The 24,604-nt window shown below is 42.8% G+C and carries 20 protein-coding genes and 1 pseudogene; 11 read left to right on the forward strand and 10 right to left on the reverse strand.

The features are described 5' to 3' along the window. Window positions 1-72 precede the first annotated feature (72 nt). Entirely contained in the window at window positions 73-1,323 is a 1,251-nt protein-coding gene (locus ICN10_RS09880) for a CaiB/BaiF CoA-transferase family protein (protein ID WP_216215011.1), read from the forward strand. Window positions 1,324-1,396: 73 nt separating this feature from the next. Here the strand turns inward: ICN10_RS09880 and ICN10_RS09885 are convergent, their stop codons facing one another. Then, window positions 1,397-3,496, reverse strand: coding sequence for an alkyl/aryl-sulfatase (locus ICN10_RS09885; RefSeq protein ID WP_216215013.1), 2,100 nt, complete (start codon window positions 3,494-3,496; stop codon window positions 1,397-1,399). Window positions 3,497-3,598: 102 nt separating this feature from the next. Beyond that, on the reverse strand, window positions 3,599-5,044 hold the full coding sequence (locus tag ICN10_RS09890) for a sensor histidine kinase (RefSeq protein ID WP_216215015.1): 1,446 nt from the start codon (window positions 5,042-5,044) through the stop codon (window positions 3,599-3,601). Window positions 5,045-5,147: 103 nt separating this feature from the next. On the opposite strand from ICN10_RS09890, the gene ICN10_RS09895 reads away from it, so the two are divergent. From ICN10_RS09895 to ICN10_RS09905, 3 genes are all read left to right on the forward strand, one after another. After that, window positions 5,148-6,101, forward strand: coding sequence for an autotransporter domain-containing protein (locus ICN10_RS09895; protein WP_255536851.1), 954 nt, complete (start codon window positions 5,148-5,150; stop codon window positions 6,099-6,101). Between the two features lie 111 nt (window positions 6,102-6,212). Further along, window positions 6,213-6,794: a hypothetical protein gene (locus ICN10_RS09900; protein WP_216215017.1), complete on the forward strand. Its 582-nt coding sequence runs from the start codon at window positions 6,213-6,215 to the stop codon at window positions 6,792-6,794. A 282-nt stretch (window positions 6,795-7,076) separates the two neighbouring features. Then, window positions 7,077-8,603, forward strand: coding sequence for a beta-1,3-glucanase family protein (locus tag ICN10_RS09905; RefSeq protein WP_216215019.1), 1,527 nt, complete (start codon window positions 7,077-7,079; stop codon window positions 8,601-8,603). A 457-nt stretch (window positions 8,604-9,060) separates the two neighbouring features. Here the strand turns inward: ICN10_RS09905 and ICN10_RS09910 are convergent, their stop codons facing one another. Then, window positions 9,061-9,585 carry a hypothetical protein gene (locus ICN10_RS09910; RefSeq protein ID WP_216215021.1) on the reverse strand — a complete coding sequence of 175 codons (525 nt, stop codon included), beginning with the start codon at window positions 9,583-9,585 and terminating at the stop codon, window positions 9,061-9,063. Window positions 9,586-9,837: 252 nt separating this feature from the next. Here ICN10_RS09910 and ICN10_RS09915 point away from each other — a divergent pair, with 252 nt between their 5' ends. Then, the gene (locus ICN10_RS09915) at window positions 9,838-10,254 is read left to right on the forward strand and encodes a hypothetical protein (protein WP_216215022.1); all 417 of its coding nucleotides are present in this window, start codon (window positions 9,838-9,840) and stop codon (window positions 10,252-10,254) included. Next, the gene (locus ICN10_RS10215) at window positions 10,239-10,370 is read left to right on the forward strand and encodes a LuxR C-terminal-related transcriptional regulator (protein ID WP_370626207.1); all 132 of its coding nucleotides are present in this window, start codon (window positions 10,239-10,241) and stop codon (window positions 10,368-10,370) included. Before ICN10_RS09915 ends, ICN10_RS10215 begins: the two co-directional genes overlap by 16 nt. Before the next feature lie 168 nt (window positions 10,371-10,538). On the opposite strand, the gene ICN10_RS09925 is transcribed toward ICN10_RS10215, so the two are convergent. The 3 genes from ICN10_RS09925 to ICN10_RS09935 all read right to left on the reverse strand — a co-directional run bounded on the left by ICN10_RS09925 (window position 10,539) and on the right by ICN10_RS09935 (window position 12,384). Then, window positions 10,539-11,285: an isochorismatase family protein gene (locus ICN10_RS09925; RefSeq protein ID WP_255536852.1), complete on the reverse strand. Its 747-nt coding sequence runs from the start codon at window positions 11,283-11,285 to the stop codon at window positions 10,539-10,541. Between the two features lie 229 nt (window positions 11,286-11,514). Continuing rightward, entirely contained in the window at window positions 11,515-11,943 is a 429-nt protein-coding gene (locus tag ICN10_RS09930; RefSeq protein ID WP_216215026.1) for a hypothetical protein, read from the reverse strand. A 60-nt stretch (window positions 11,944-12,003) separates the two neighbouring features. After that, a complete protein-coding gene (locus tag ICN10_RS09935) occupies window positions 12,004-12,384 on the reverse strand; it encodes a hypothetical protein (RefSeq protein ID WP_216215028.1) in 381 nt (126 codons plus the stop codon). 100 nt (window positions 12,385-12,484) lie between these two features. Here ICN10_RS09935 and ICN10_RS09940 point away from each other — a divergent pair, with 100 nt between their 5' ends. The 4 genes from ICN10_RS09940 (at window position 12,485) to ICN10_RS09955 (ending at window position 16,456) form a co-directional block, all read left to right on the forward strand. Beyond that, window positions 12,485-12,712 carry a DUF2798 domain-containing protein gene (locus ICN10_RS09940; protein ID WP_216215030.1) on the forward strand — a complete coding sequence of 76 codons (228 nt, stop codon included), beginning with the start codon at window positions 12,485-12,487 and terminating at the stop codon, window positions 12,710-12,712. A 283-nt stretch (window positions 12,713-12,995) separates the two neighbouring features. Next, window positions 12,996-13,556: a flavodoxin family protein gene (locus ICN10_RS09945; protein ID WP_216215032.1), complete on the forward strand. Its 561-nt coding sequence runs from the start codon at window positions 12,996-12,998 to the stop codon at window positions 13,554-13,556. A gap of 130 nt (window positions 13,557-13,686) precedes the next feature. Beyond that, window positions 13,687-15,372, forward strand: coding sequence for a LodA/GoxA family CTQ-dependent oxidase (locus ICN10_RS09950; RefSeq protein WP_216215034.1), 1,686 nt, complete (start codon window positions 13,687-13,689; stop codon window positions 15,370-15,372). Next, window positions 15,326-16,456, forward strand: a complete 1,131-nt coding sequence (locus tag ICN10_RS09955) for an NAD(P)/FAD-dependent oxidoreductase (protein WP_216215036.1) — start codon at window positions 15,326-15,328, stop codon at window positions 16,454-16,456. Before ICN10_RS09950 ends, ICN10_RS09955 begins: the two co-directional genes overlap by 47 nt. A 111-nt stretch (window positions 16,457-16,567) precedes the next feature. Here ICN10_RS09955 and ICN10_RS09960 read toward each other — a convergent pair whose 3' ends face one another. The 3 genes and pseudogenes from ICN10_RS09960 to ICN10_RS09970 all read right to left on the reverse strand — a co-directional run bounded on the left by ICN10_RS09960 (window position 16,568) and on the right by ICN10_RS09970 (window position 20,026). After that, a complete protein-coding gene (locus ICN10_RS09960; protein WP_216215038.1) occupies window positions 16,568-17,923 on the reverse strand; it encodes a hypothetical protein in 1,356 nt (451 codons plus the stop codon). A 210-nt stretch (window positions 17,924-18,133) separates the two neighbouring features. Further along, window positions 18,134-18,994: pseudogene (locus tag ICN10_RS09965) on the reverse strand (pirin family protein). Between the two features lie 444 nt (window positions 18,995-19,438). Further along, window positions 19,439-20,026: an HdeD family acid-resistance protein gene (locus tag ICN10_RS09970; protein ID WP_216215040.1), complete on the reverse strand. Its 588-nt coding sequence runs from the start codon at window positions 20,024-20,026 to the stop codon at window positions 19,439-19,441. A gap of 582 nt (window positions 20,027-20,608) precedes the next feature. Here ICN10_RS09970 and cls point away from each other — a divergent pair. Further along, entirely contained in the window at window positions 20,609-22,084 is a 1,476-nt protein-coding gene (gene cls / locus ICN10_RS09975; RefSeq protein WP_370626226.1) for a cardiolipin synthase, read from the forward strand. Between the two features lie 223 nt (window positions 22,085-22,307). On the opposite strand, the gene katG is transcribed toward cls, so the two are convergent. Continuing rightward, a complete protein-coding gene (gene katG, locus ICN10_RS09980; protein ID WP_216215041.1) occupies window positions 22,308-24,482 on the reverse strand; it encodes a catalase/peroxidase HPI in 2,175 nt (724 codons plus the stop codon). Window positions 24,483-24,604 lie beyond the last annotated feature (122 nt).

Genomic DNA, 24,604 nt, shown 5'->3' on the forward strand with positions numbered 1-24,604 from the left:
TCTCCAAAATTGTTTTAATTGTGTTTGTTACTATTGCAGAGTAATTCTAAACATATAAAAACAATTGAGACAATGACGAAAACACCTATAAATGGCGCTTTAGATGGCGCACATCATGGATCTAACAAGCCATTACCCCTATCAGGAGTGCGTGTTCTTGACGTAAGTCAAGTAATGGCGGGTCCCTACTGCTGCATGCTCTTGGCTGACCTTGGTGCCGATGTCATCAAAATTGAACCTCCAGGTACTGGTGACCAAACTCGTGGCGCAATGGGATTCAAGATGAAAGGTTCAGACAGCATGGGCTTTCTGAATATGAATCGCAATAAACGCAGCCTCACTCTCAATCTCAAAACCGAAGCAGGCAAAAAAGTTTTCTTTGAGTTGGTCAAAACGGCTGATATCTTGGTTGAAAATTACCGTCCAGGCGTGATGAAAAAATTGGGCATTGACTACCCTTCATTAAAAGCGATTAATCCTGGATTGGTCTATGCCAGCATCTCCGGTTTCGGACAAACGGGTCCTTGGGCTGATCGCCCTGGCTTTGATTTAATGGCGCAAGCTATGTCTGGCGTTATGAGTGTTACCGGATACCCTGATGGGCCACCAGTCAAAGCTGGCGTACCGGTCGCCGACATTGGCTGCGCATTGTTTGCAGTCTACGGAATTTTATCTGCTTATATTGGCAAAACTAAAACAGGTGAAGGTCAGTTTATTGATGCCTCACTTTTTGACTCTGCATTGGCATTTTCTATATGGGATACAGCGCAATACTGGGGCACTGGTGTTGAGCCATATAAACTGGGCACAGCAAATCATATGAGCGCACCCTATCAAGCCATGAAAGCATCAGATGGTTATTTTGTGATGGGTGCTACGAATCAAAAATTGTGGAAGCTTCTTTGTGACAAGATTGAGCGTCCAGAACTATTTGAAGATGCACGGTTTAAAACAAACCCTCTTCGCTTAGCAAATCGCCTAGAACTCGCCGCTGAATTGGAAAAATCATTTGTCAAGAAAACCAGTGATGAATGGGTTGATGCACTTCTGGCAGCAGGAATACCAGCTGGACCAATCAACACTTACCCAGAGGCATTTGATAGTGAACATGGACGTCATCGAAAGATGCGCATGGAAATTGATCACCCGATTGAGGGCAAAGTTCCCAATATAGGCTTTGCCGTCAAGATGAATGGCACTCCTCAGCAGGTTTATCGCCACCCTCCTTTACTGGGCGAACATACCAGCGAACTTCTTGCGGAATTGGGTATTGCCGGCGAAGAACTGAAGTCTTTGGAAGCTGGTGGCGCATTTACGGCCTGAGAAATTCCTCTGTTTCGGATAAAAGAAATGGGCTCCTAGGAGCCCATTTTTTATTACCTACCCGCTGATTGGCTTACGCGCCATCAGAATTAGCAATTGGAGGAGCTTCAAACGGATCCTTGCTAGGTTTGGCTGGTGGTGCTTTAGCCTTGGTGCCAGGCATTAATTCAAAGTCTGGGGTAAAGGTCGTCATAGTGCTACGCAGCTGATCAAAGACTTTACGATCACCTTCAAACTTTGCTTTACCTTCGGCCTGAAGTTTTTCAAAGGTAGTTTGACCACCCATGACTTTTTCTAAGTCGCTCCGATTCACAGTGATAGTGAGGTTTGGATTTTTATCCTGATAACCCTTGATATTGGTCAGCGCAGAATTACTCATCTCCACAACAAACTTCTCACCATTATCTGGAGTGCTTAGATTGATAGTGAACTTCATGCCGGCAGCTTTTTTACTATCCATGCTGATTGCTAGAGCATTGAGCCACAGCTCTGTAGTCATTGCTCTAATCATGTCAGGACCATTAGTCTTCGGTGACGCACCAGAAGGCATGCCATGACGCAATTCATATGCAGCACCCAGGAAGCTATTACGTACGCTGGGACTTTCTTTTTGATAACCAATTTGCTCAAAAATGTCTGCTAGCAAGTCTTTAGCGGCAGAATTGTTAGGTTCTGCATAAACCAACTTGTTCACAATTTCCATCGCTTCGCGATATTTACCCTGCTGATAGAGTTGCTTACCCTTTGCCATGATCTTGGCAGAGCCGCCCATCATCTCTACATATAGCGGCGCAGAATCTTTTGGTGACAGAGGAATCAAGGTGGCAGGATTGGCATCCCAGTAGCCCAAGTAGCGATTGATCACAGCACGACTGTTGTGCTCTTCTGAACCGTGGTAGCTATGCGCTGCCCATTGTTTTTTCAAGCTCTCAGGCTGTTTGTAGACGTTATGCACTTCATTAATCGTTACGCCATTGTTCGCTAAATGAAGCACCTCGTTATTCAAGTGCGCATAGCTATCACGCTGAGTGCGCATGACTTCTTGAACACGCTCATTACCCCAACGCGGCCAAGAATGCGAAGCAAACATTACCTGCGCTTCATTGCCATAACGATACAAAGCATTGTTAATGTTCTTGGACCATGCCAAAGCATCACGCACTAGAGCGCCACGTAATGTGTAGATGTTATGAATGGTGCCAGTAATATTTTCAGCCGCCCAGAATGCCTTGAACTGCGGGAAATAGGTATTCATCTCGGCCGGTGCTTCTGTTCCTGGTGTATTTTGAAACTCCATCTCTACACCGTCTACAGTCATTTTTTCAAATGGCTCATTAATCAAAATGGTTGGCTCAATTAAGCCCAAATTACCGGCTGCAGTATTTTTACCAATCGATTGATCAACGTGACCAAATGGGCTGCGTGGCAATAAGACGCCATACTGGAAATACAAGCGGCGAGTCATAGCATTACCAGCGTATACGTTCTCTGCTACGGCATGATCCATAAAGCCTGCTGGAGCAATGATTTTCACTTTACCGCTCTTCACATCAGCCTCTTCCACTACACCACGAACACCTCCAAAGTGGTCGGCATGTGAATGGGAATACACAACAGCAACGACTGGGCGCTTGCCTAGTTTTTCATTAACCAACTCCATAGCCGCACTAGCAGTTTCTTTTGAGGTCAATGGGTCAAAGACAATCCAACCAGTATTCGTTTTAACAAAACTAATATTCGATAAGTCAAAGCCGCGTACTTGATAAATCTTGCCCGGCACTACTTCATATAAGCCATAGCCCATATTGAGAATCGCTTGGCGTTGCAAGGATGGATGTACGCTATCAAAATCTTTGCCCTGCAAGAGGAATTCGTAACTGCCCATATCCCAAGCAACGTTGCCCGCATCAGCCATAATGGTTTTGTAGGCTGGCGCTGCCATGAAGCCTCTTTTAGATTCCTCAAAATCCCGCTTATCTTCAAATGGCAGTGTTTTGCGCAAACCATTTTGGAGTTCAACCGTATAGCTTGATGGCATCTTGCCTTTGGTATCAAAGTGTTTACCTTGCATGGCGCCAGGGTCGGCAACTACACCTCCTCCACCAGCCGCTAAGGCCAAACTAGAAGTCATAAAAGATGCCAGCAAGGCAATTTGAGAAAGTTTGGTTTTCATATCTTTGTCCAAATGGGAAATATCTTTAAAAATACCTGTATAACGAATGATATGGTGCGCTACATCCTAGGCAATTAGCCTAAGAGCTAATAACGACAATACTTAAACCGGGTTGATGTTTGTTGGTAAGCGCACTGCAAACTTGGCGCCACCACCAGAGTTGGACTCATATTTAATGGAGCCACCGTGTCGCGTAATGATGTGCTTGCAAAGCCATAGACCCAGACCCATACCGGAAGACTTACTACTAGAAAGCAGTTCAAATAGTTGCTTCTGGGATGCTTCGGGTATGCCATCGCCGTTGTCTGCAACAGTTAATAAAACACCACCCTCAATGTGTTGAGCATCAATACTCAACTTTTTAACTCTCTGAGAGGAAGTTACCAAGGCGTCGATTGCGTTATTCACTAAATTTAATAAGACCTGCTGAATCTCTCCGCGGTTAGCCTGAATCATTAAATGGGGTTGGACGGTTAACACTATCTGAATCGATTTTGCCGTGATCTCTGGTTTTGCAATACTGAGAACCGCTTCAATTAACTCTGCAAGATCAATCTTAGAGGGGCCCACTTTTTCATCAGAAAAAATAGATCTTAAGGAGCGAATGATTCCTGCAGCTCGCTGATTATCAGAAAGTAAGGTTGCGAAAATTTCCTTCTCAAGAGCCGGATTTAATTGCCCTTCTGAAAGCTTCTTTTGTAAAAATTGAATATTCAGGCTTGACGCACCAAGCGGTTGATTTAATTCATGGGCAATAGCAGCAGACAAAGCGCCGGTGCTGGCAGTCTTATTGGCCTTAAGCAATGAGCCTATCAAGGTCTCACGCTCTTTCAGCAACGCTTTAATCTCTTGATTTTCTTGGTTTGATCTAAAGTTTGAGAAGGCAATTTGCTCAGCCCAGTAACTACCAATCGCAATATACGAAAGCGTATTCATGACCAATTGAGCTATCGTAAATAGAATCAGAATTTGTGGAATCTGCTCTACCTGTCTAATGGTTAGCGAACCGACGATGAGAATAGTAAGTCGCCCTAATGCAAAAAATAATTCTGCAACGCTGGCATATTGCAAATAGATCAGCTGACTTGAAGGTGATTTTTTTCGCTTGATCCGTACCTCAATAATCTGCCATACATAAAACAATCCAGTTAAGACACATATAAATACTGTACGAACCTCGAAAGTCGACTCATTACGCAGCCACTCAAAAACGACTATAAAAAACAAAATGGAGATGGCAAGGGATATTTTTAAAGGCTTACCCACCTCTCTATTAAGGGATTGACAAAAGAAGGCTTGCAATACTGCAGCTGCATAAAAAAAAGTATTCGCAATGGTGAAATTAAATTCGGGTCTTGCGATATCTTCAATGGAGACAATGCCCCCTCCAAAAACTAGCAAAGCCAAAACGCTTAGCGTCAGCGAGCTCATCCAATAAATATTCGGACGCGCCAAATTTTGCGAGCGGTAATAGTGATAAATACCGAAGAGCAAGCCCATCTGAATAATGGCCAATATAAAGAAATAGAGGGCGAGCATGAGCTTCATAGCCTCTATGGTACATGTTACTAATTAGTAAGCATTGCCCCAAGGGCTAGCACTTATGTCGCTTAAAATGAATTCCTTCTGATTTTCATTGATAGTTTTTGGCATGCGCCTTCAATTCACCCCATACCTGTTGGTTGCCCTCTGCCTCATGATTGGCTCTACCAGGGGTGCATACGCACAATCTGCTTTATCTAACGCAGCAAACAATTATCTGAAAAAGCGTGCGGATGCCTTCATGACGATTACCGGCTACTCGCTTACACCGGATGTCACAACCGGCTCCCTATCAATCCGCAATAAAGATGGCGACAACTCTGATTTACAAATGATCTCTTTGGGTGGCGGCGATCGGATAAGTGCTAATTTTCCCCTCTACTTAGAAGGCACTCTTGCGGTTAACCGCTACAACCCCACCTTTTCAGATGGCATAGGCAACAGCTCGGTTACCGTTCCCGTCCACTGGAATAGTGTTACCGGTACCGGAGGTGTTGGCTGGGATTTTCCAATTACCGATGAATTACGCTTTAGACCAATTGCGAACGTCATGCTTGGGCATTTAGAAAGCGATCTCTCAATCGCCTCTCGCGTAATTGAAAACCGCAAAGGGGTTGATCTGCAATTTCTGAATGGCGGTCGTATGAACTCCTATGGTTTAGGTGGCTCAGTCATGCTCGACTATGAGAACTACAAACCTAATCAAGAGATTGATGTGGAATTGCGTTACACCAATATTCCCGTCCAGACTTTTGATAGCTCTACTGCCGTACAAGGATCAGCTGACTCTCAAAGTTTGGCGCTTTGGGCTCGAAGTCGCATTCCAACGCCCATCACATTATTAGATCGACCTCTGCGTGCAGTCTTTGAGCTCGCCCATACTGAGTTTTTGGGTGACTTACGAGGAGCTCTAGGATTTAACTCACTCTCCTCGGTAGGCACAGGCATTGAACTGGATCGAAGTGCCTCAGACCCCATATTTAGCCGCGTAAGAGTCGTTTTTCGCTATCAATTTGGCCAAAACGTGCACGGTACCTCTATTGGACTAGCTGCCAGCTTCTAATAAGAGCAATACAATAACTATAGATACTAAAACTAACAAACTAGTATTTATACATTGCCGCATCACCTCCGAATGCTGGTGCGCTTTATTTACCTTAAGGATCAAAATATTATGAAAAAAATTATCATCGCTGTTGTTATCGCAGCTATCGCGGTCGGCGCCTACTTCATGCTCACAAAACCTAAAGCTCCTGTAGCTGGTGTAGCCGCTCAAGAAGCTGCACTGATCTATGACGGCGAAGTAACTAAGATTGATGCCGCAACTCGCACTGTTACCCTCAAAAATCAAGACGGCGAAACTTCTATCGTAGCCGGCCCTGAAGTGAAGAACTTTGCAGAAATTAAAGTTGGTGACCGTTTTGACGTTGTTTATGAAATGGCTATTGCTGTTGAGTTGGTTAAGGTTAAAAATCCAGGCGCAGTTGGTGAACAAGTTAGCACCAGCACTGTAACTGCTCCACAAGGTGATAAGCCAGGCATGATCACTACTAATACTGTGACTGCAACTGCTAACGTTGAAGCGATTGATGCAGCTAAAAGCATTGTTTCTTTAAAAGGTCCTCAAGGAAACATCTTCAAGGTAAAAGTTAAAAATGCTGACCTATTGAAAGATATCGCTGTAAATGATCAAGTTAAAGTGGTTTACACAGAAGCAATTGCTGCAGTAGTAAGCGCACCAGCTGCGAAGAAGTAATGCAATAGTTCTTTAAGTAACTTTAAAGACAAAAGCCCAGCAAGTAATTGCTGGGCTTTTTTTCATTTGACCTCATGAAGTAGATGTCTTTGGATATTAATTTAGTCGCAATATCCATGAAACCTGCATTGGCTTAGCTGCTAGCATCGAATCTCCCCAAAAAGGTGCGGGGATTTGATCTAAATCAAATCATTCATTGACCTCCTCATCCAACGAGAGAATGATCAAGATTAGCTATAGAGCTAATTTATTGAGCGTCTGCTCGCCCTAAGGAGAAATCACATGCATAAAATTAATGAAAATCGCCGCCTTATCCTTAAAGGTGTTGGTGCACTGGGAACTAGCTCTATCTTAATTGCCTGCGGTGGCGGCTCCTCGAGCAGCAGCAGCTCTGGAGGATCATCTTCAACTGGTGGAACTTCCTCAAAAGGGACTAGTGCTGCCGTCTGCGCCGGATCATCGGCCACAATTCCACTGGTAATTGATGCAAGCGTTGGTGCTACTGGTATTCCAGCATCTGTGCCTATGTATGCATACATAGTAGGCCTAACCGCTGCGGGCGGAGACACCTACTACCGCTATAACCCAGCCACTGGCCAGAAAAAGCCTGTGGCCATGAATCCAACCGCTGACAACACTAATGCAGCAGGCACATGTGCCGGCATGACCACTGGAGGTGTTAGCGCGCTGACAAATTGTCCAACCGTTTGGGCCGATTACTCAATCCCCCTTGATCGCAGTTGCGCTACTTTAGTGGCTGATCTTGCTAGCTTTAACGGAACCAATTTGCCTGGTCTTGGCACAGGCACCAATGCCTTTAGTGGTCGTATTTATATTTCTGTCGGACAACCGCTTCTCCCATTTACTCCTCTTGCGGGCGTAAATGCAAATCAAACTAGCGGTTTTCCAGCAACAGGCTATACAGCCCCCGCCCTGGCTTCAGGAACTCCTGGCTCCCTCTGCTTATATGACTGGCTGGAATTTTCATTCGACAGTAATCAAGCGCTCAACATCAATACTACTCAAGTAGATCAATTCGGCTTCCCAATCTCGATGTCCGCAACGGGTACCGGCATGACTGCTGGAGAACAAGGTGTTCTGAATACAAGCCGCACTGGCATCATGACCAATTTGGCAGGACTATCTAACTCGCTATTCAATAGCTCTGTTAGTGTCCCTACTAATGGCGTTAATGCAGACGCATATCCATCCAGTGTTTATACAGCGAATACATTGCGCGCTGTATCACCAAAAACGGTTGCCACTTCAAGCGATACCTTCTTTACCAGCACGATTGAAACTTGGTATAACAACTGGGGAACCACCCCTGTAGTTACTTATGACGCATCATCTGGCTACTATTCAGGAATGGTTGTCGGTGGCGTCCTTTCCTTCAAATCAGGAAATCTAGCAAGCGCCTCAAGTTGGAATAGCGGCGGTAGCGTCGCATTTACTAACACCCAAATTACCTCTTATGATGTTTGGCAGTGCGCTAACTCATTAGCAACCGATGGCGCAAGCGCGGCTCAATTAAACGCACAAAAGATGCTTGCTGCAGCATTTCAACGAGGCACGATGGCTAATGCTAACTATTCATTGAATGACACTAATGGCGCCAGCTTCTCACCACCACTGAGTGGAAACTATACAAGTTCCATATCAAATACCTGGGCTCAGAAGTTTCATCAATTTAATACTAATGGTCTTGCTTATGGATTTCCGTATGATGATGTGGGTAGTCTTCAGCCAACCGTTACAACTACTTCCGGCACAACATCGCTCACTATTCAAGTAGGATTATTTGCTTAATTGCGATCGATTAATTCTGGAGAAATAAAAAAGAGGCCTTAGGCCTCTTTTTTGTATTTGGCGGAAGAGGTGTCTAGATTTTCCCCCTCCAATGCACTCCACTATTAACTAAAAATCCTTTAGATTTAAGAAGTTAGAAATGTACAACGTATCCAACTAGTCCACTCAACGCCACTGAAATCTACGCATTTGTGGTGGGTAGAGTGGTGGGTAGAGATCCAGAGTTTAGGGCCTAGAAGAAGGTAAATAAAGAGCTCAACTACGCAAATTATTGGGTTAATCATGAGATCCAATACCCACCCCTACCTATACGCACTAGAGTCTATATTTCAAAGCATTCAAGAGGGAAAATAACTTTAAGCTTAAATGGGTACCTAGTAATAATCAAGAATTTAACTGCAATTGTGTGCCTGACGTCTGCGCATACATCTTAAAAAGGAGCAAGTAGCTGGCAAACTCAGGCAAACACAGCGCCCTCAACACCCTCGTCACGAGACATTTGAGCCAAATCACAAGGCATTAATCTGACCTCGCAAGTATCACGATCACTAAAACAATTTAGTATTCGTACCACGAGAATTGGAGCTAGAAAAATAGCTCTACTTAAGTTTTCAATGTCAGCAGTTAGTAGAAAATTATTGGCATCACACGCAGACAGCCTGCAAATAATTTTATTGCTCATAAATGCAAATATATGCCCTTTCATTACGCGCAAATTAGCGACTCCAATAAGGTTTCTATCAGTACTATCCTTAAACTTTAATACATCAGAAATATTATTTTGATATCCCGGGCCATCTAATAGTGAGACTGAAAACTCGGAAAATAGAAATTTATCGTATCCGCGAATATTTAATTGGTCCTCAGATATTGCAAGAAACCCTGCACTTTCTGGTTTTTTATAACTAGTAGAAAAATAAAATACAAAGCCTAAAGCAAGAAGCAATAAAGAAGAAAAAATCAAAATTAGTATGGATAACATGCAACCCCAACAGGCCAAGATTTAACTTAAAGAATAAAAAAAGATTGCGCAGGGTAACCTGCGCAATCTTTAATTTTTAGATGGCTCTAAATTGAGAGCAATCAATTTCACACGGAGAGCGCCCATTCTTAATTAGAACCACATGAATAACAAGTATCAAATTTAGAACGGTAAGTTGCCTAGCGGTGGGTACGCTACGTATATTAAAGTGTATCGAAGAAAATAATGCCTTCATAAATAGACTAAAGCTCTATGGAAAATATATATGTACTCACCTCATCCACAATTCCAGCCAGCAAACTTTCCACTGAACTCAAGAGAGTTAAACAAGCCTCAAGAAGGGAAATTAAAACATCTAAACCTTCGCTAAATAATGCATCTATTGCCTTGGTTTATTTGGATAAAAGAGATTCCAACCCGCTAAACGCGATAATCCAAATAAAATTAAAATGGCCTGAAATGGCTGTTGTATACATAGGGCACAAAATTACATTTAAGCTGCCGATTGAATTGATGCGAGTAGGTCTAAGTGATTACCTGACTCAACCAGTAACACAGGAAGATATTGATGATTCAGTTGAAAGAATTTGCTTAAGGATGAAGGTGCTGAGGTTTGACCCAGAACACTACAAGTTACTACCAGGGAAATTCAGGTGTGCAATTTGTTGACAAAAGGATTGATAAGCAAGGAAATTGCTGAATATCTGAATTTAACACCCGCAACCGTCAAGGTTTACAAATCCAGATTGTTCAACAAGCTGAGTGTGAAAACCATTTCAGATTAAATGAGAAAAGTTCTCATTTAACATGACTACATTAATGAAGTGTGTGAAAAATCTCAAATCAGTCCACCCCACCCTCTTTCTTATTTCAGTGTTTTTAATGCAATCCTCCAACATGAATTCAGTTAAAAAAAGGGGCATCAGAGCCCCTTTTTTTAAAAGTCATGAATCTTACTTGTTCGCAACACTTGCTTTGGCTGCAGTATTTAATTGCCAAACAATATTTGCAAAAGACATATTCATAGCGCCATATACCTCTCCAGACTTCGGATCAGCATTATCACCCAGCAACTCAACCGACGCAGTTGCATAGTCAGTTAGAGGAATACCTGCAACTGTTAAACGCTGAATACCTGACTGACGTTTTGCTTGATTAAATGTACCTGAAGCATCAAGTACTACTCGGGTATCGTAACCTTGCTCGTACGCAGACATGGCCGGCAACGCAGCGCAAACCTCCAAAGAAATACCGGCAACCAGAATTTGCTTGCGGCCTGTAGCCTTCACCGCCTCGACGACCTTGGGGTCATCCCATGCATTTACTGCTGTTCTTTGAATAATGTTTACACCAGGTAATTCTTTTGCTAATTCAGGAATAAGCGGACCCCACATATCGCCAGGACCAACATTGGTAACAATTACCGGTATGCCCAATATTTTTGCGGCTTTAGCTAATGCAGCAACATTATTCGAGAGTTCAGCAGTGCCAATATCACGGACCCCACTCAAAAGACCAACCTGGTGATCAACCAATAAAAGAACTGTATCGGACCGTTTTAAAATCAAACTATTAGTCATTTTTGTACTTCCTCCTTTTGTATTTTTGTAATCAATTGACTGACTGAATACCGTTCCAGTCGATCCGAAGCCTAAAACCATCGCAACAATGCTTGCAACAAAAGTTTTTTTATTAAGCATAATTTTTCTACTTTGCCAATTTAGCAACATCAATGCTGTTGCAATTCACCAATACATCTGATGTACTCGAGCTAGTCTAACAACCACTTAAATAAATTACTATGGCAAAAAGAGAACGCTATGTTTCTAATTGGCATCAATAATTCAATAGAAATATCCAAAAGAGTAGATCTCTAGTCGATAAGATAATCGGAGAACTTTGCACTTCCCATGCAAAAGTCGAGTGGTTTTATGCCCTGGATGTTGCATCCGCAAGTTGAATTGAAAACTCATGAAAGTTAGAGGGAATGCGATCTCCAAGATCAACCCCGTTTACCAGCTTATCAGGCAGGTCTAAATAGACACCCAATTTCTTCCTCATTGCTAAGCTAGGTGTAATCCATATGGAATTCATAGCCAGCCACTTCCAGAACCGAGGATCACTCTCAACCGGTATTGGGGCTCTTGTTTTGTATGAAATCGTACACTGCTCCAATAACAAATAGCCATCAATTCCACCTTTCATCTCCAGCATGATGACTATTGGCATATTGACTGAATAGCCCAATGCTGTAGTTTCAAAAAAATTCACTGTGGGGCGAATCCACTCATGCACCCACTCTTGGCGCTCAAAGTTTCTTCTAAAGTATGAGCTAGAAATCAAATCATCATTTAGCATCTTTTACCCAATATTGACCAATTAGCGATAGTTGATTCATATTTTTTTGGCTCCTAACTACTATTCTTGTTTATTCTCAGACTTTCTTGTAACACCCGTTGCAAAATTGAGGGTATCTCCAAGGCAACCAAAAAATGTTATCCCATGGTGTATTTGATATTCCAAGTGAACGGGCGATCCAAGATGCTCCTGCACTTTTCTGGCAACATCGTCATCTCGAATCGAAAATTGGAATTTTCTCTGAATTCCTAAATCTGGCTCGATGACCACTTCCCCTTCCCATGTCTTACATATAAAGCCTTTTTTAGATAATTTTTGTAAGTAACCTTCTTGGTAAGAAAATACGGGATTCCAGTCAAACCATAAGTACGCATATCCCACCGAAAAAACTATAGCAAGTAGGCATAAAAAAGCGAGTATATTTTTTGCTTTCTTAAGCATTATTTTTCCATTCGATAAAATATTTTTCGGTAACAGCCTGAAGCATTAATTTAAGATATAAGAAAAACTTTGTTTTGATTTCTATTCCTAAAAAATACCGATGAAACTATCAAAAAAATATTTGCCATTTTTTTCTGCCGCATTGATGTCATGCATCATGTCAGCAGCAATGTCAGCTGTATCCCTCCTCACCATATCAGGCTTCAATAGTAATTTTTTTAAAGAATGGCTCGATAGCTTTGCTCACGTATGGCCCACCTCTTTTATCATTATTTTTATTGTTGCGCCCTTTGTGCGGTGGGTTACCTCCAAAGTAACTGAGCATTAATTTCGTCAATGAATAATGTCTCCTATTTTAAGTCTAGGGCAATAGCATCAATACACTGACAATTATTTTGGATGGAAAATAGAACGATTTGTTTCATAGTTGAGTTTGGTGCGATCTTTAATTTCTAGTCAATTTCATTTGAACTTAAATCCCAAAAACATCAATCACTTACGAGTTAACTACCACTCTAGTGCAAAAAATTTGATCCGCCTTTTCAGCAAGAATTTTTCTGCAATTGAGATTAAGATCATCGGGGATATCTTAATTTTCTTAAGGAGAAGCAATGGCAATACCTTCAAATATTGCAGTTATATACCACTCTGGATATGGTCATACCGAAGCAATTGCCAAATCAATTGCTGAGGGTGCGAATGGCGCGTTATTGATTACAATTGGTCAGGATGGAAATATTGACGAACAAGATTGGGAGTTTTTAGATCATGCTGATGCCATCATTATGGGTAGCCCTACATATATGGGGGGCGTAAGCTGGCAATTTAAAAAATTTGCTGATGCGACAAGTAAGCGATGGTTTGCTGGCAGATGGAAAAATAAGGTTGGCGGTGCATTTACTATCTCCGCAGGATATAGCGGTGACAAGTTCTCCACCCTGCTCTATATGCTTACTCTAGGTATGCAAAACGGCTTGATCTGGGTCGGTCAAGCTGAAGCAAACGAACACAAGGTCATTGATGGCATTAACCGACTTGGGTCATCCTTGGGGTTAATGGCTCAGTGCCCACCACAAGATCCAGCTAGCGCGATACCGTTAGGTGATTTGGAAACGGCGCACCTGTATGGACAAAGAATTGCTGCCGTTGCCGCAAGATTGAAATTGGCCTAATTTAGCTATTTTCATATTTATCCGAACGAATGAACTATCGACATAAGACTTAGAAATGTAGCTCTTAGCTGAATTTTTTCGTTCTCGCGACTAAAAGAACCCTCACTCCATACTTTAATTATTAAGACACATGAACGCTAACGTACCCCAGGACATACCCACCAATTCTTTGTATGATGAATCCGCAAAGATAAATGGTGGTTACTTTCGCGTTCACCCTGGATTAGGCATTGCACGTGTGGGCAATAGCCCAAATGAATTCTATATAGGTCCAGAATCACCAAACTGGATACTACCACCAGCAGATAACCATTACAAAGATGCCGATGGCCTCATTAAAAGGCAAGCAGCTCGTTTTAGAGTTTACGAGTACGATTCAAGCGGAAATGTGATTCAAGAAATTCACTCAAAGATTGCTCGCATTGTATGGACCGTAACAATTGCCAATAAAAAGGGTGGCTGGTATCAATTTAAAGGTGAAGACGCGTGGGCAGATGAATCTAGTAGAGTCCTCCGCAACCCCACAATTGAATCAAATCTTGAACCAGATCAGAGAAAATCCCTCAATATCACCCCTGCTCAAAAGAGTATTGAGGGAGAAAGCGCCAAACCTATTGAGTTTAATGACGGGTTATTTCTTGGAAAAACCGTTTGTTTGGGGGAAATACGTACCGATGTACTTGGTCGCTTATTAGTTCTTGGTGGCGATGGCAGTGCTGCGAGTATTCAGCCCAACAATCCTGTTAGCGATTTTGCTAATAATGATGGATGGTATGACAATATTGCCGACGGCTGGGTTGAGGCAACAATTTATCTCTCTGATGGATGTTCTTGCATAGCTGATCGAGCCTCGGTCATTATTGCTCCACCTTCTTTTGCCCCCGATCTTCATAGCCTCGTAACGCTGGATGATCAAATGCAAGAGTTATCGCAATCGCAAGGATGGATAACGCTGGAATCTGATGAAGTTCTTTTTTATCGTGATGTTTACCCAATATTGCTTCGCTCGAGTAATTTAGCTTGGGTTAGCGGAGCAGCCTATCGCGGTCATGGAGCTGGGGCTTATGGCAGCTTTACAGACTCAAAACATATATCGATTTATAGCGACGCCTCCAGCAATTCAAAGGGGAAACGTGAAAGATTGTTTTCCATACTACGACCCCCTGAGATGGCCGATCATCAGAGTGGAAATCCAATAAGCGGTGGTTTAATGCCATTGCTTTATGGCTCAAAAGGGATTGATTCAAATGAAAAGCCTCGTAATTGGTTTTCAATACTGCCAGGTCAATATGCGCGAATGAAAGCGTGGGCTGAAGGTTTATTTACCCTTGATAACCCGATAGAACCCCGGCCACTAGAACATTACCCTGTGAGCGAGCAACCCAATATGCTTGACCGTTCAGCCTTGCAATTCTGCGCTGGCGGCCCTTTTTATCCAGGCATTGAAGTCACCTTCATTGCCACGGATCCCTCAACATGGAGAGCGCCATATCGCATTAACTCTCAATGGCAACCGGGAGACATCACAAAATGGATGGCAGTACCATGGCAATCTGATTTTTATGAATGCACACTACACTGGTGGCCCATTCAAAGACCTGATACCGTACTCACAGAAGAGAGCTTTTCTAAGCAATTGGTTGGTGAGCGCCATAGCTGGGCAAGAGGTCTTGGTGAAAAATCACCTCAAGGCAACAACGACATGGTGAAGTACTGGGCAGATCTTGGTTTTATCGTCCCAACCAATGATAAGAACCAGGATGTTGTATATGTTGAACAAGAGCGCAATAAAATCAGCTGGCCAAATGAGGTTTGATGTCGCCGTTCTTGGCGCAGGCATATCAGGAGCCTGCGCAGCTGTTGAGCTTGCCCGATCAGGATTGAGGGTTGCCTTACTAGGTGAACCCGCTAACGCCAAGGTATTAGATAGCGCAGAAACCCTATCAAGCGCAGCAAAGCCATGGCTTGAGCATCTCGATATCTGGACTGACTTTAAGAAAATTGGCGCACTTCCGCTGGTCGCGTCTCAATCACTTTGGGGAGGCGGCGCCTACTCAAAATCTTCACTTCCATCCCCTTATGGTTCTGATTGGATCATTCCCAAGATAAACTTTATTAATCTCTTGCATGAACATGCAAAAAAATATGGCGTCCATGTAAGCTGGTGTCGCTGGAACAAAGTACAAAATCATAGCCCTGGCGATGAAAAATCCATTTACAGCGTTGAAATAGATGAACCGCCCCACTCCATACTGGCAAATGCCATCATAGACGCAAGCGGCCATCGCGCAAGTGCAGCAAGGCAATTGAATGCGGAGCGTAAATGCATATTCCACCAAACTGCGCAAATTTGGAATATCAGCACCCCAAAGATATCCACCAAACCTTGGAGCTTTACGCTCTCTCATTCGAAGGGGTGGATATACGCTGCAACGAGCGCACACAGCGGTCATTCAATCAGCTTATTTTCTGCACATCATAGCGGGCAAGAGGCTTCCCACAAGACATCAAATAGAATGGCAGTCAACAAGATGACTTCTAATTCTCAGATTAAAGACATTCTCAAAGTGCTAGGACATAAAATGGAAATTTATGGCATTGAGAATATACTCAAGGACCAGCGGCCCACCCTCCGTTCGGCAACTTCTAGCAGCACATGGCCGGTAGCTAATAGGCATTGGGTAGCGATTGGCGATGCAGCTTGCACTTTAGATCCCCTGTCAAGCTCAGGCCTTTTACATGCCATTAGAAGTGCTTGCAAAGGCGCTAGGGCCATTAAAAATTCCTTAAATGGAAATTTCAATGATTTAGAGAGCTATTCAAAAATGACAAATCAGTTTTTTCAGAAATATATCCATGAGCGGCAGCAGGTATATTTAAACTCTAAAATTACTCTTTAGAAATTTATTGGGGCGCCTACTTTCCCTTAAGGACATAAATTGCAGTATTTATCGGCCAACTGCAATTTATGTCAGAAATAAAGGCCCCCATAAATATCAGTAAAACTGGTTCTAAGCGCCATCTACAGTCTCAATTACAGCGCCACCTGATGACGTGACACTTACCCCACCAAGAGGGCAAGATTTTGAATTTTGAAGAATGACTGCGCTTGCGTTACCTCCTAAAGCCTTGATAGCCCCACCAACGCTAAGTGATTTTACGAGTCCGTCGCCTTCTACAGTTAAAGCAGAAACTCCATCAGCATGTGTTACAACGTCACCGCCAACCTGAATCGCATCAACCACTCCACCTGGTTTAATAGAGATTGCCACGGCATGCAAAACCAAATTAACGCCCTTGACTAAAGAATTGCCTACACCGCCAAAAGTTTCTACATTTTCGTCTATAGAGATTGCCCCAATCGGCTTGCTAATTTGAATGCCTATCGAACCATTGCCATATGTGGTTATTTGTTTGAAACGGATATTATTTACAGTTCCATCGTATTGATTAAAGCCTCGCGCGCCTTGACCATATGTAATTACAGCATCCTTGGCCAAAAAGCTTCCCACTACCCCGAAATTAACAAATCCAATCCCGCTGGGGCCATAGGATATAACTGGTTTATGGCAAATCCACTGATCTACCGTACCCCAATTATCTAAGACCATATCATTGGTGCCGTACGTTACAACTTCAGAATAGTTTTCGATTAACGTTGCATGTGCTCCGTAAACCAAAAATACTCCGCCAGTAATAAAGTCTGCAGTTCCTGCAGTTAATAGACCCGTTGAATAAATAGCTCCCGTAGTCATTTTTTCTACATCAACCAAACCCAGCTCATCCCTAAATCCAGATACAAATAGTCCTGAACCAAAAACTGGTGCCCGTTTAGAGCCGACGCTTATATTATTAAGGCTAAGGCTAATTTTGCTTGTTGGGCTAGGGTTAAAGTTATAAACAGTAAACGCCCCTTGAAGCACGTTCACACCATACTTCTGGGGTTGCTCCGTGTATGCGCGAGAATCACAAGCAGCTACATGCACCGATTCAGCATATATAACTGCTTTTTCAGACCCAACCCGCATAATCAAACCAACTTGCCCCGTTACATGCAACCCACTTAATTTAAGGGTGCCATAGTCCTTAACACCAGCCGTTAAAAAAATAGCACGGGAGGTTGCAGCGGAGAGAATAGTTAAATTGTCAATCACGTTATCACCCATGAGCCCAACTCCACCACCCTCTGAAAATGCCAAAGTAGCATAGGCATCTTTCTTACCCCGCAAAGTTACCCCACTCGGCAGAAAAATATCATGAGGTGAAACTACGGTGCTTGCTAATTCAATAACACAATTACGTGAATCACTTAATGCATTTAACAATCCATCGATTGATGTAACCTCGATGCAAGTCCCCTGGTTCATATTTCCCCTCCCTTAAAATTTATAAGCATATAAATGACTAATTTTTAAAAACTCATATTCATAGAGCCTTCAAATCCACCGCAGAGCCGCTGCAAAAATGACTATTCTTGCTACAACAGGCCAATGTAACTTGTGGCACTTACTAATCTAGCCATCCATCAACTCATGATTCTGTTTAGACCATAAGCCTTAAAACTTATATGCTTATTACTAAATGCGTCCAAAGTTACCGGATTTAAAATCATTAATCGCCTGAGTGATCTGCTCCTCTGTATTCATAACAAAAGGTCCATATCCCACGATTGGTTCATTTAAAGGCTGACCATTAAGAAACAATAAAACTGTGTCCTCTAGCGCAGTAAATCTCAAATGCGATCCTTGAGACTCCATAATCGCAAGCTCAACCCCATTAACTATCTGTCCATCCTCAAATTCAATAGAGCCCTTTAAAACGAATATCGCAGTGGTATAACCCTCTGACACCGGAGTGTTCCAACAAGCCCCCTTCTTTAGTCCAATATCCCAAAGATTAATTGGGCTAAAAGTCTTTGCAGGTCCACTTACATTTTGAAAAGTTCCAGCGATTACACGAACTACTCCGAGAGATTGGGCAAGCTCGACCAATGGAATACGGTTCTTATCGAGAGCCTGATAACTCGGGTTAACCATCTTGTCTTTTGCGGGCAGATTAACCCACAATTGAATCATCTGAAACATGCCCCCACGGGAGGCATATTCAGGGCTATGGTATTCCTCATGAGTAATTCCGCCGCCAGCAGTCATCCATTGAACATCACCCGCACCAATGGTGCTGCCATTGCCAGATGAATCTCGATGCGTAACGCCACCTTCATACACTATAGGTTACCGTCTCAAAACCTCGATGGGGATGCTCACCAACACCAAGCCTGTCATTAGTTGGCGGGAAAGTTATAGGCTCGACATAATCTAGATGTAAAATGGGGATATTTGATGGGCAATATCACTATAAGAAAAGAGGTTTTTTACTGGGAAGCCGTTTCCGACCCAGTGAGAATCACCGGCGCGCTTGATAAAGGCAACTTTTTTCATAATCCTCTCGCTGGATTAGAGATGCGTTAATATTTTTTGGCTGCAAAATTAAAGTTAACTCTGGTACTCAATCAGCCACTCCTATCGCAATAACAATAACTAGACCATATTGGCTCAATCAAATGGGTGGCTCTGGAAAATTAATGGTTCCCCTTGAAAATAGTGAACTTTGTATGCGATTTCATGCAAACCAGCCTCAGATACAAGCTCGCCAAAAAGAGCGGTATCACTTGACAAGGAACATAAAATAATTCCTGAGAATGGCGTCGTTAGTCGTCCGTACCTTGTAAGAATTGTTTGCGCACACGATAGAAAGCCACCGTACCGGTAACAATTTGATTTTTCCCCAATCGCTTCAAAAAGTGCAAATCTCATAGCCGCTCCAGGCATTATGAATTGAGGGTTGCGCCTGTGAAACCAGCACGACCCCCGTAATTCGCTAAATCACGAAACTTCTTTTGCCATAAGACCCATCATAAATAATGAGGCGCCTTGCATTAGGAGCTCAACAGAAATGATTAGACCTGGAAACCAGAAGCTGTCAGATGGAAAGTCATTAAAAATCATGGTGCCCAATAAAATTGAAACTGCACCAGATAAGAAAATCCAAAGCCAGTTACCAAATGAACGATAATGGAATGAAACTGCCATGCGCATTAAGCCGCTTACAAAATACACTGCAGCAAACCACAGGGTAATCATTCCCAATGCTGGTACCGGATAAGCCCATATGTAAAAACCGGCAACAATATAAAAAATTGCAAGAATTAGTTGAATGGTTTTACTTTTCCAACCTGAGGACATGAAAGCAAAAATTGCTTGGAGCCAACCGCCAAAGCAGAGCAATAAGCCAAGCATGTCAACGGAGAGTAAAGATGATTTGGCACCACCGGCGACTACGATTCCACCCAAAATAACCAGCAATACTCCCAGCCCCATTAGCATTCCAGGAGACTTTGCAGTACTTCCAAAAATACTAGCATCGATACTGCTAATGCCCTGACTTTGATTTTCCGAAAATTTATTCAACATGTAAAATAGCTCCTAGTAAGGATTAATAAAATTTCATTTCTAAAGATGAACACCACAATGGCTTATTCACCTTCTTCTTGAATAAATTATCAGCCAATATTTACTAAATTTTCTTTGCATAAACAGAACGAGATGTTCTAAATTTAAAACCTTGCTGCAAGCTCTATTCATTTGTTAATGCTAGTCAAATAAGCATCTCGCGCATTAGCCATGCATGCGATCTAAGTTGTGGATATTAAAAATACTCCGCCAGTACTCGCGTCTTTAAAATTTATCGCTTTTCATTGGTGACTACATCTTCACCCCATCTACTCACAGTATTTTGTAAGCTCTAAGGAGAGCTGCGCAAACGGCACACCACATTAGGTTGTGGCATAAAAATTCTTTCACCAATATTTATTTTTATTATTTATTACTACAATCAATTTTTGAAACATAACGTTCTATTTATAGCATCAATAAAACACCACCAAGGTATAAAAATATTGTATTTTTTACCCTTTCAGCTAGCAACTATTTACTGCTAAATATACACAAACTTAGTCCCAAGTTACCTTAAAGGTCATCATCATTTTTACTCACATCCCGCAACACTTACATAGCGCACCACCACTCGCCTGGTTAGCGCTTGCCCATATTGTTATTGTCATTTTTTTTGGGCTTAGGTTACTTTCTACCCCCAAATCCCCTGGCGTAGTCCTTGCATGGATGTTGGTGATTGCAGCGCTACCCTTTATTGGGGCCCTTCTCTATATTCTGATTGGCGAACGCTCGGTAGGTCGAGATCTCTCCAAGAAAATCGTCCATATTAATGATGGCTATGGAAAAATTGCATCCTCTCTGCAAAAGCAATTCATTGCTACCAGAGAAAGCCTCTGCCCTGAAAGTCAAGCCTTGAGCCTACTGGCAGAATCCAGAAATGGTTCGCCGGTAATAGGTGGAAACAAAATCGAGCTCCACACAGAATCACTAAAAATTCTGCAGCTACTGATTGATGAGATAAACCAGGCCAAGAAAAGCCTTCATCTTGAATTCTATATTTGGGCTCTTGGTGGAGATGCGGACCGAGTTGGAGAGGCATTAATTGCAGCCTCCAAACGAGGCATCTCTTGCTTGGTTTTGTTAGACGCCTTTGGCAGTAATGATTGGTTTAAATCAGAATGGCCTTCACGCTTCAAAGAGGCTGGGATCCAAGTTACCAAAGCACTCCCAATTCAGTTTGGTCGATTCCAGTTTCGTCGTGTTGACTTGCGTCTTCATAGAAAAATCTTGGTTATCGATGGTACGATTGCTTGGACTGGAAGCATGAACTTAGTTGACCCACGTCTCTTTAAGCGGGATGCCGGCGTAGGTCAATGGGTTGACGCTATGGTGAGGATTGAGGGTCCAGTTGTAAGGCAATTTGACTTAACCTTCTCCGTTGACTGGTCCGTTGGCAACTCTAGTATTAAGAACTTTAAAGACTTTAGCGACCCAAGGAACGATTCACCCAATAGCGATAATCAAGGCCCTATTTTGGCGCAAGAATTTTCTTCTGGTCCAGTCTACCGTGACAATGTTTTATACCAAACCCTTTTATCGGCGATTATGAATGCTCGAGAAGAGCTCATCATTACCACGCCGTACTTTGGCCCAGATGTTGGATTGTTTCAGGCTCTAATGGGTGCCGCAAGAAAGGGCGTCAAAGTCACCCTAATAATCCCCAAGTTAAATGACTCTACTCTTGTTGCCTGGAGCAGTAAAAGCTACTACTCCAGCTTGATGAATTCAGGGGTACGAATTGCAGAGTTCCATGGCGGTCTACTACACACTAAATGCATGTTAATTGATAATAATGCGACGATCTTTGGATCAGTTAATTTTGATCAACGCAGTTTGCGTCTGAATTTTGAAATTAGTCTCATCGTTTACAACAAAGATTTTGCAAGTCAGATCCAGACCCTTATCAATTCTTATTTAAGCCAATCTAATTTTGTTAATCCAAACGAATGGGCTAAGAGAGCATGCTGGCGACGCTACTTGGAAAATGCTGCGCAAATGACTTCGCCCATTTTGTAGGAAAATTAAATTAATTTCTAAATTTATTCGGTCATCTTTACATATGGAGACACTGTTTAGGGGCACTTATTGGATTCTCATTTAGCCAATAATAGAAATAGAGGATTTTTTAAAACAACCATGAATAGGTTTGCGTTTGCCGTACTTTAAATTATTATTTTTACCTAAATCAGTAACAAGACCTAAAGGGGGGTATTCCCCCTTTAGGCAATACCCCTAGAGCTTATACATCAAAGCGATCAGCATTCATCACTTTTGTCCACGCAGCAACAAAGTCATTTACGAATTTCTCTTGATTGTCATCTTGAGCATAGAGTTCAGCATATGCACGCAAAATGGAATTAGAGCCAAATACAAGATCAACCCTTGTGGCTGTCCAGCGTTTATTACCGCTCGAACGCTCAACTATGTCATAGCTATTTCGGCCTGTTGGCTTCCATTCATACGACATATCAGTGAGATTCACAAAGAAATCATTACTCAAAACGCCTTCACGATCCGTGAAGACTCCGTGTTTTGTTTGGGCATAATTTGTACCCAATACACGCATTCCACCAATTAAGACCGTCATTTCCTGTGCTGTAAGCCCCATCAACTGGGTTCTATCCAAAAGCAACTCTTCAGGTGTGACAACATAATTTTGCTTCAACCAGTTACGGTACCCATCCGCTAAAGGCTCAAGAACAGCAAATGATTCAATATCTGTCATCTCTTGAGTGGCATCACCGCGACCAGGCAAGAATGGAACATCAACTTTAAAGCCACCCGCTTGCGCAGCCAGTTCAATACCAACATTTCCACCCAATACAATGATGTCCGCTACGCTTACTCCGGTCTCTTTTGCAAAAGATTCATATACCGCCAAGACTCTTGCCAAGCGTTCAGGCTCATTACCCTCCCAACCCTTTTGTGGTGTCAAGCGAATACGCGCACCATTTGCCCCGCCGCGCTTGTCAGAACCACGGAAAGTTCTAGCGCTATCCCATGCGGTACTGATCATGTCTGAAATGGAAAGATTGCTTACTGCAATCATGCTCTTAATAGCAGCAACGTCATAATCCTTGCGACCAGCTGGTACAGGATCTTGCCAAATTAAATCCTCCGCTGGAACATCTGGCCCAATATATCTTGCTTTGGGGCCCATATCGCGATGGGTAAGCTTGAACCATGCCCTTGCAAACACTTCTGAAAAATATGCTGGATCTTTATGAAAACGCTCACAAATTTTTAAATAATCCGGATCCATTTTCATGGCCATGTCAGCATCAGTCATGATTGGATTGCAGCGAATCGCAGAATCCTCAACATCAACCGGTTTATCTTCTTCTTTAATGCTGACAGGCTCCCATTGCCATGCACCAGCCGGGCTCTTTTTGAGCTCCCAATCATGATTCAAAAGCATATCAAAATAGCCGTTATCCCATTGGGTTGGATGGGAAGTCCATGCACCCTCAATACCGCTCGTTACGGTATCGCGACCAATTCCTCTAGTTTTGTGGTTTATCCAACCAAGGCCCTGCTCATCAATAGGTGCACCTTCAGGAGCTGGGCCTAGGTTTGCAGGATTTCCGTTACCGTGGGCTTTACCAACAGTATGCCCACCAGCAGTAAGGGCAACCGTCTCCTCATCATCCATTGCCATACGAGCAAATGTCACGCGCATATCGTGCGCAGTCTTAATTGGGTCAGGTACGCCATCAACACCTTCTGGATTTACATAAATAAGACCCATCATTACGGCTGCCAATGGGTTTTCTAGGTCGCGCCCTCCAGAGTAGCGACTACCCTCACCGCCAGACTTTTGCAACCACTCCTTTTCCGAGCCCCAGTAAATATCTTTTTCTGGATGCCAAATATCTTCGCGGCCGAAACCAAAGCCAAACGGCTTTAAGCCCATCGATTCATATGCCATGTTGCCTGCCAATACAATCAAATCCGCCCAACTAAGCTTATTGCCATATTTCTTTTTAATAGGCCAAAGTAAACGACGTGCTTTATCAAGATTGGCGTTATCTGGCCAAGAATTTAAAGGTGCAAAGCGTTGGTTGCCAGTACCAGCACCGCCACGACCATCGGCAATACGATATGTTCCAGCTGCATGCCAAGTCATACGAATCATTAATCCACCATAGTGACCCCAATCAGCCGGCCACCAAGACTGGCTATTAACCATCAATGCTTTGAGATCTGCCTTAAGAGCATCTACATCCAGTTTTTCTAACTCATCACGGTAATTAAAAGACGGTCCCATCGGGTCGGTCTTGGTGTCGTGTTGGTGCAAAATATCTAGATTGAGTGACTTTGGCCACCAAGCCATAACGTTATTAGAAACTTCTGTATTCGCGCCATGAATAACTGGACAACCACCGACAGAGTCTGAATTGATATTTTTTGACATACAACATTCCATTGATAGTTAAGGAATTAATAAAATATCATGATAAATATCAAATTTAGCTGTAATTAACAGGACGGATTGTTGCAGTTGAGAGATCGCCTACGGGACATAGTCACTGAACC

It is taken from the genome of Polynucleobacter sp. 86C-FISCH, assembly GCF_018882415.1.
In the GTDB taxonomy this organism is placed as follows: Bacteria; Pseudomonadota; Gammaproteobacteria; order Burkholderiales; family Burkholderiaceae; genus Polynucleobacter.

Excerpts from the sequence above, each read along its gene's own strand:
- ICN10_RS09880 (WP_216215011.1), top strand. The coding sequence starts at position 73 with ATGACGAAAACACCTATAAATGGCGCTTTAGATGGCGCACATCATGGA.
- ICN10_RS09885 (WP_216215013.1), bottom strand. The coding sequence starts at position 3,496 with ATGAAAACCAAACTTTCTCAAATTGCCTTGCTGGCATCTTTTATGACT.
- ICN10_RS09890 (WP_216215015.1), bottom strand. The coding sequence starts at position 5,044 with ATGAAGCTCATGCTCGCCCTCTATTTCTTTATATTGGCCATTATTCAG.
- ICN10_RS09895 (WP_255536851.1), top strand. The coding sequence starts at position 5,148 with ATGCGCCTTCAATTCACCCCATACCTGTTGGTTGCCCTCTGCCTCATG.
- ICN10_RS09900 (WP_216215017.1), top strand. The coding sequence starts at position 6,213 with ATGAAAAAAATTATCATCGCTGTTGTTATCGCAGCTATCGCGGTCGGC.
- ICN10_RS09905 (WP_216215019.1), top strand. The coding sequence starts at position 7,077 with ATGCATAAAATTAATGAAAATCGCCGCCTTATCCTTAAAGGTGTTGGT.
- ICN10_RS09910 (WP_216215021.1), bottom strand. The coding sequence starts at position 9,585 with ATGTTATCCATACTAATTTTGATTTTTTCTTCTTTATTGCTTCTTGCT.
- ICN10_RS09915 (WP_216215022.1), top strand. The coding sequence starts at position 9,838 with ATGGAAAATATATATGTACTCACCTCATCCACAATTCCAGCCAGCAAA.
- ICN10_RS09925 (WP_255536852.1), bottom strand. The coding sequence starts at position 11,285 with ATGCTTAATAAAAAAACTTTTGTTGCAAGCATTGTTGCGATGGTTTTA.
- ICN10_RS09930 (WP_216215026.1), bottom strand. The coding sequence starts at position 11,943 with ATGCTAAATGATGATTTGATTTCTAGCTCATACTTTAGAAGAAACTTT.
- ICN10_RS09935 (WP_216215028.1), bottom strand. The coding sequence starts at position 12,384 with ATGCTTAAGAAAGCAAAAAATATACTCGCTTTTTTATGCCTACTTGCT.
- ICN10_RS09940 (WP_216215030.1), top strand. The coding sequence starts at position 12,485 with ATGAAACTATCAAAAAAATATTTGCCATTTTTTTCTGCCGCATTGATG.
- ICN10_RS09945 (WP_216215032.1), top strand. The coding sequence starts at position 12,996 with ATGGCAATACCTTCAAATATTGCAGTTATATACCACTCTGGATATGGT.
- ICN10_RS09950 (WP_216215034.1), top strand. The coding sequence starts at position 13,687 with ATGAACGCTAACGTACCCCAGGACATACCCACCAATTCTTTGTATGAT.
- ICN10_RS09955 (WP_216215036.1), top strand. The coding sequence starts at position 15,326 with ATGTTGAACAAGAGCGCAATAAAATCAGCTGGCCAAATGAGGTTTGAT.
- ICN10_RS09960 (WP_216215038.1), bottom strand. The coding sequence starts at position 17,923 with ATGAACCAGGGGACTTGCATCGAGGTTACATCAATCGATGGATTGTTA.
- ICN10_RS09970 (WP_216215040.1), bottom strand. The coding sequence starts at position 20,026 with ATGTTGAATAAATTTTCGGAAAATCAAAGTCAGGGCATTAGCAGTATC.
- katG (WP_216215041.1), bottom strand. The coding sequence starts at position 24,482 with ATGTCAAAAAATATCAATTCAGACTCTGTCGGTGGTTGTCCAGTTATT.